Annotated in this window: 4 protein-coding genes; 1 reads left to right on the top strand and 3 read right to left on the bottom strand. The window is 64.1% G+C overall.

Annotated features, from left to right (window positions below; all coding sequences use genetic code 11):
• Together RHODMAR_RS19445 and RHODMAR_RS19440 are read right to left on the bottom strand one after the other, a co-directional pair.
• The coding region (locus RHODMAR_RS19445; RefSeq protein ID WP_008717872.1) for a condensation domain-containing protein at nt 1-928 on the bottom strand (928 nt) is incomplete at its 3' end.
• 46 nt (nt 929-974) lie between these two features.
• Nucleotides 975-2,423 carry a condensation domain-containing protein gene (locus RHODMAR_RS19440; RefSeq protein WP_008717869.1) on the bottom strand — a complete coding sequence of 483 codons (1,449 nt, stop codon included), beginning with the start codon at nt 2,421-2,423 and terminating at the stop codon, nt 975-977.
• Between the two features lie 592 nt (nt 2,424-3,015).
• Between RHODMAR_RS19440 and RHODMAR_RS19435 the strand changes: the two genes are divergently transcribed.
• Nucleotides 3,016-4,323: a hypothetical protein gene (locus RHODMAR_RS19435; protein ID WP_008717868.1), complete on the top strand. Its 1,308-nt coding sequence runs from the start codon at nt 3,016-3,018 to the stop codon at nt 4,321-4,323.
• 5 nt (nt 4,324-4,328) lie between these two features.
• Here RHODMAR_RS19435 and RHODMAR_RS19430 read toward each other — a convergent pair.
• On the bottom strand, nt 4,329-5,195 hold an 867-nt coding region (locus RHODMAR_RS19430), incomplete at its 5' end, for a glycosyltransferase (protein ID WP_008717866.1).

Raw genomic sequence — 5,195 nt, 5'->3', positions numbered from 1 at the left:
AGTCTGCAGTGCCTGCCAGTTCGAAGTCGGTGATCGCGACGGCGGCGAATACCCCGCTGCTCATCCGCGCCCCGGCGGCCTTGCATGCAGCGTCGAATGCCGCTGTCGAGTCCTTGTCCAGCAGGTGGCGTTCGACTATGCGGACCGGGGCACGCTCGCCGGGTTCGAGCCCGAGGTCGAGTGGAAACTGAGGCATTCGGCCTTCGTGCCGGGTGAAAATGTCTCGCCAGGCGGCTATTTCGGGAGATTCGGATCCGAATGTCGCCGCGCGGGCCCGCTCGTCGGCGGCGTAGGCGAGGTGGCTGCCGGCAGGTGCGGGCTCAGGTACCCGAAGACCGATCTCGAGCGAGTACAGATCGGCGAGCTCGCTGATGACCAGTGCCTGCGAGCCGCCGTCGGTGAACGCGTGGTCAGCGCCGTAGAACAACGTGAAGCTGCCGGGTCGAGCCACGACGCCGACAACGAATCCGGGCCAGACGTCCGCGGTTGCCTCGGTGGAGAAGCGCCGGCGCACATAGCGTTGGAACTCGTCCTCGTCCGTCGACTCGCCGGCGTCCGAGACCTCGAACTCGGCGACCTCGGATGCCACGAGGTGCCGAACGACCCCGCTGCTTTCTGTGCCGTTGCCCTCCACCTCGAACCAGCATCGCAGAATTTCGTGACGCGAGACGTATGCCGCGAGGGCACGGCTCATCGCGTCCGTGTTCACCTCGCCGTCGATCTCGGTCGCGACTCCGGTGTACGCGTGGTGCACGTCGTCGCGTTGCCGTGCAGCCCAGGCGGCCTTCAGATGGTCTTCCTGCAGGAACGAGGGCGGAGTCGAATCGACAGGTGCCGCTGCGGCACTCGCGTGGGCAGCCGCGGTCGGATGCCACTCCAGTAATCGGCCCGGAGCAGGATGCCAGTTGCCCATAGCGGTGATGATCATTGTCGCTTCATCCTTTTCGATACATGCCGCGGGCCGGTCGGATGTCTCACTCTGCGGCGACGGCCACCGACTGCGAGACCGACGTGAGCACCGTATCGGTAGCGGAGTCGGAGTCGATCACCGCCGTCAAGACCGCCACGAACTCGGCGATGAAGCGATGGACATTGGTCGACGCGACGTCCGAGCTGGGGAACCGCGCAGAGATGTTCAGCCCTTCGAGCGTTCGGTTGACCCAGAAGTAGACCTCGTCGTCGGCGTGGCAGTTGCTCCGCAAGGCTCGGCCCTTGCGGCCCTGCCACTGTGCGGCATCCGGAAGGAACCGTAAGTCGATGTACGAGACGACGAATCGGGGAATCTCGGTCGACTCGAGGATCTGAGCGATCTTGGAGTACGGCATACGTGCCAGCCCCTTGTTCGCCGCGCCTGCGGTTGCCGCCGCTTCGAGTGCCTCAACGAAGGTGCAGGCGTTGTCGAGCTGGATCTCCATGGGCAGAATTCCGACGTACCAGCCGACCGAGGCCGCCCATTTCTGTTCGTCTCTGGTGTGCATCGGCATCACGGTGCGCAACGACGTGCGGCCGGACAGGCGGGTGTTCGTCAGCGCCAGGGCGGCGAGTATGCCGGCCTGCATGTTGTATCCGCCGACACGGCACGCGGCGTTGAAGGCGTCCGACTGTTCAGACGTCAGAAGCCAGGAGGAGATGCTGCTCTGAGCAGCCGGGCCGTCGGTCGTGGCGGGTCGGTCGACAGCCACCGGAAGTGGGAAGCCGGGGAAGCGACCGTTCTCCACGGCCAAGAAGTCCTGCCAGGTGCGCACGGCACTGTGGTCGCGGGTCAGTGTGTCGCCCAACGCGCGTTCGGACTGGCTGAAGTCGACGTAGCTGCCTACTTCGGGCAGTTCCGGGTCGATGCCGTCGAGTGCCTGCGCGTACAACCGGTCGATCTCGTTGATGGCATAGATCTGGCTGTAGGCGTCCATCACCGAGTGATCGGCAGCGAAAGCGAGCAGAAACGATTCGCCGGGCCCATTGGACAGGGCACGTGAGGCGTCATCCGGTTCGATGGTCGCGAGGATGAAGTGCGGCCACGCCGTCGGCGACACGGTTTCGCCGAACCAGGAGTGCAGATGGCTGAAGACCTGAGTCTCGGTCCGTGGTTCGGTGTGTGCCCGCTCGAACACCTGCACCGCATCCGTCGGCGCGGTGTACCGCAGCCACGCACCGGATTCGGCGTCGCGTCGAACTTTGGTCCGGAAGGCCTCGTGCCGTGCCACGTACGCGACGATTGTCGCCCGCACTGCCTCGACGTCGTAACGACGGTGAATCTCGAACACTGTCCCGATCCACGAGCCCGGTGCGCTGCGCTCGCAATGATCTTGATGCGTGAACGACAATCCGCGATGATCCAGTGCCCATCGGTCGTCGTCGACGCGGGGAACCCACTCGGTCAGGCGTCCCGCGGGAAGTGGGTAGTCGGCCAGTTCGGTGTATTCCATGTGAGTCCTCATTCCGTATCCGGGCTCGCCCAGCAGTGTTCGACGTCGGTTCGGTATTTCGCACGTTCGATTACGGTCGAGCTGCATGTGTAAAGCGCTGAGTTGCGACGGGCATTTCGACTCGTCACGTATTCGACTACTGTCGGATTGCTGCTTTCTACATTGAAAGAACAACGTCATTGCCGTCGGTCCGAAGTGAGTGCAGCACTCACGATAGGGGCAAAATGAAACTATTTCGCGACGCTTAAAAGTAATACTTCTCACTATGCAAGGTGTTGACCGACGACGCTCGGTTGCTACCGAGAACGCGGTCGATTGTCACATCGTACGACCGTTTCACTGTCTCCGCAGGCTACTTTCATGACCGATCACAAGAGGACTGTGTCGAAAGCGAGAGTTGGGGTGGCAGCACGATCTTCGTCACTGAGCGGCAAGGTTATGGTGCACGACACACTCGGCGGGTTATCGATGCCCATATTGTCGAATTGCAATGTAAAGCCGTCGAAGAATTCACGCCGCTGCCACTGCTTCGAGGATGTAGTAGGTTCGGCGCGTGACTCGAATTGGATTTGCCGATCACCTATTCTTGCGAATGCATCATGGCATCGGATATCCCATCTATAACCAGTTTCTTTGGTGGTTCGACCAATCGGTCCGGCGAGTAGATCTGGAAAATCTGCGCGACAACCTGTCCGACGGTCTGCTTGCGCGCCGGGTGGCAGCGTCGGCAGTGCCGACGGCACGTGAACGTTGGGTGAACTCACCGGTCTCCCATTCACTCGACTTTCACTGCGATTCCATCGACCCGGCGGAAGTGCGAGTCTGGGCCGAGGGCCGCCTCGGACCGGACATCGATCCCGAGACCGGTCTCGGTTGGCGGTTGTCGGCTGTGCCGCTGACCGATGGCGGAACGGTCGTGTCGTTGGTTGCTTCGCACATGGTCGCCGACGGTGGCGCATTGGTTGCCGCATTCCGCTCCGCGAATTCCAACACCGAGCAGCTGCGGTTGACCCCGGGCGAGCAGGGCCTGGCCGCTGTCGGCTCGGACGTGCTGGACGCCATGGGGCAGCTGAGGTCCGCTGCGGCGTGGCTACTCGATACCGCGGTATCCGCACTTCCAACCCGCAGCCGCTCGGGTCCACCGGCAGTCACCCCGCGTTCGGCTCCGAACCGCTCGGCGGCACCGACGGACCCGGCGGGCGACGCCGAGTGGACTTCGCCCTACGCGGTCGCCGAGGTGGACGCAGCAGAGTGGAAGGCCACTGCCGACAGCTGGGGCGGCACATCGAACTCGTTGTTCATCGCGGTGCTGACAGCAGCGTCCGGGCACGCCGGTCGCGCCTCGATCGGAGACACTGTGCAATGGTCGCTACCCGTTAGTGACCGCAGTGAGGGTGACACGCGCTCCAATGCAACCAAGATCGTCAAAGTCGAGGTTCCGGTCACCGACGCCGCCGACCTCGACCTTTCGCCGATTCGCAAGATCAGTAAGTCGGCGTTCACCGCTTTCGCCGAGAGGCAAGCGGCCGGCCGAGCGCCCGCCGGCATCTCCCAGGCTCTCGTTCAGATGCTGCCCGACGCCGTGGTTGCGCGTATCCCGCAGCCTCGTGACGGTGCCGAGGGGCTGGCCTCCAATTTGGGTGTTCTGCCCGACGATTTCATCACGGTGGCGGGGGTCCGCGCTCGCGCGGTCTCGGGCAGAGCCAGCTTCGCGGGTGCCGATGCCGATTTCGCACGCACGCTCGACGGCGGCCTCACCGCCTGGGCGTGCGAGACGGACGCCACTGTCACCCTCACCGTCCACGCGATGGATCCCGATCGATTCCCGGATGACCGAGCGCTGCGCGATCACCTGTCCGAGGCTTTGAGTCGATGGGAATTGTCCGTGCGCTTCTGGTGATTACGTCAGCGCGCGTGTGCGGCGGCCTCGGCGATGTCGGCAGCGGCGGCCACGGCTGTCTCAGGCGGGGACACGGTCTCTGCGAGCCGTCGTGCCATACGCCTGGCATCCTCGGTGGTGATGTCGATGATTCCTTGCCGCAGAACGGGTTCGGACAACGTGGCGAACTTCGTGCTGGCACCTGCTCCGATCCGGTGCAGCGCAGCTCCCCAGAACGGCTGGTCGGCGCTGAACCAGCACACGAGTGTCGGTAGACCGGCCCGTGCACTCGCTGCCGTCGTGCCCGCGCCACCGTGGTGAACGGCGGCCAGACACCGCGGGAACACACTCGTATGATCGACCGACTCGACGATCATGATGTTCGGATTCGACCGGGCCGCAACCGATTCGGCACCGGTGAGATCGCTCCACCCCGCACAGACCAGTGCTCGGATCCCCAGCCGTCCGATCACGGTGTCGATCATCCGCAGCAGCGCTGCGGGGTCGGGGACCGGCATACTGCCGAATCCGAAATACACCGGCGCGGAGCCTGCCTGTAGCCAGCGATCGAGATCAGGATCGGCGTCACGGTGTCCCTGGCTCGGGCCGAGAAATCCTACGAACGGACGTTGCGGGCCCCACTGCTCGGCGAGCCCGGGAAAGAGTGCCGACTCGTAGGCCTGGATCTCGACGCCGCCGTAGCGCGCGCTCCGGACGGGCAGAGCATCGCGAGTGGGTGGCAAGCCCAGTGCCGTCCTCTGCATGTTCTCCCGCGTCTTCATCGACTTCCAGCGCGGGCTCTCCGCCAACGCCCACATCGATCGGTTGAGCATGCCCGGCAGGGTGATCCCGGGGCTGACGGGCACCACGTCGTTCTTTCGGAGCGGGCAGTA

Origin of the sequence: Rhodococcus sp. AW25M09 (assembly GCF_000333955.1) — a bacterium.
GTDB lineage: Bacteria > Actinomycetota > Actinomycetes > Mycobacteriales > Mycobacteriaceae > Rhodococcoides.
The sequence above is the reverse complement of the archived record's forward strand: the minus strand, read 5'-3'. Positions and strand labels throughout refer to the sequence as shown.

Bases quoted from the DNA above. Each gene is read 5' to 3' on its own strand.
- RHODMAR_RS19435 (WP_008717868.1), top strand. From the start codon at position 3,016: ATGCATCATGGCATCGGATATCCCATCTATAACCAGTTTCTTTGGTGG.
- RHODMAR_RS19440 (WP_008717869.1), bottom strand. From the start codon at position 2,423: ATGGAATACACCGAACTGGCCGACTACCCACTTCCCGCGGGACGCCTG.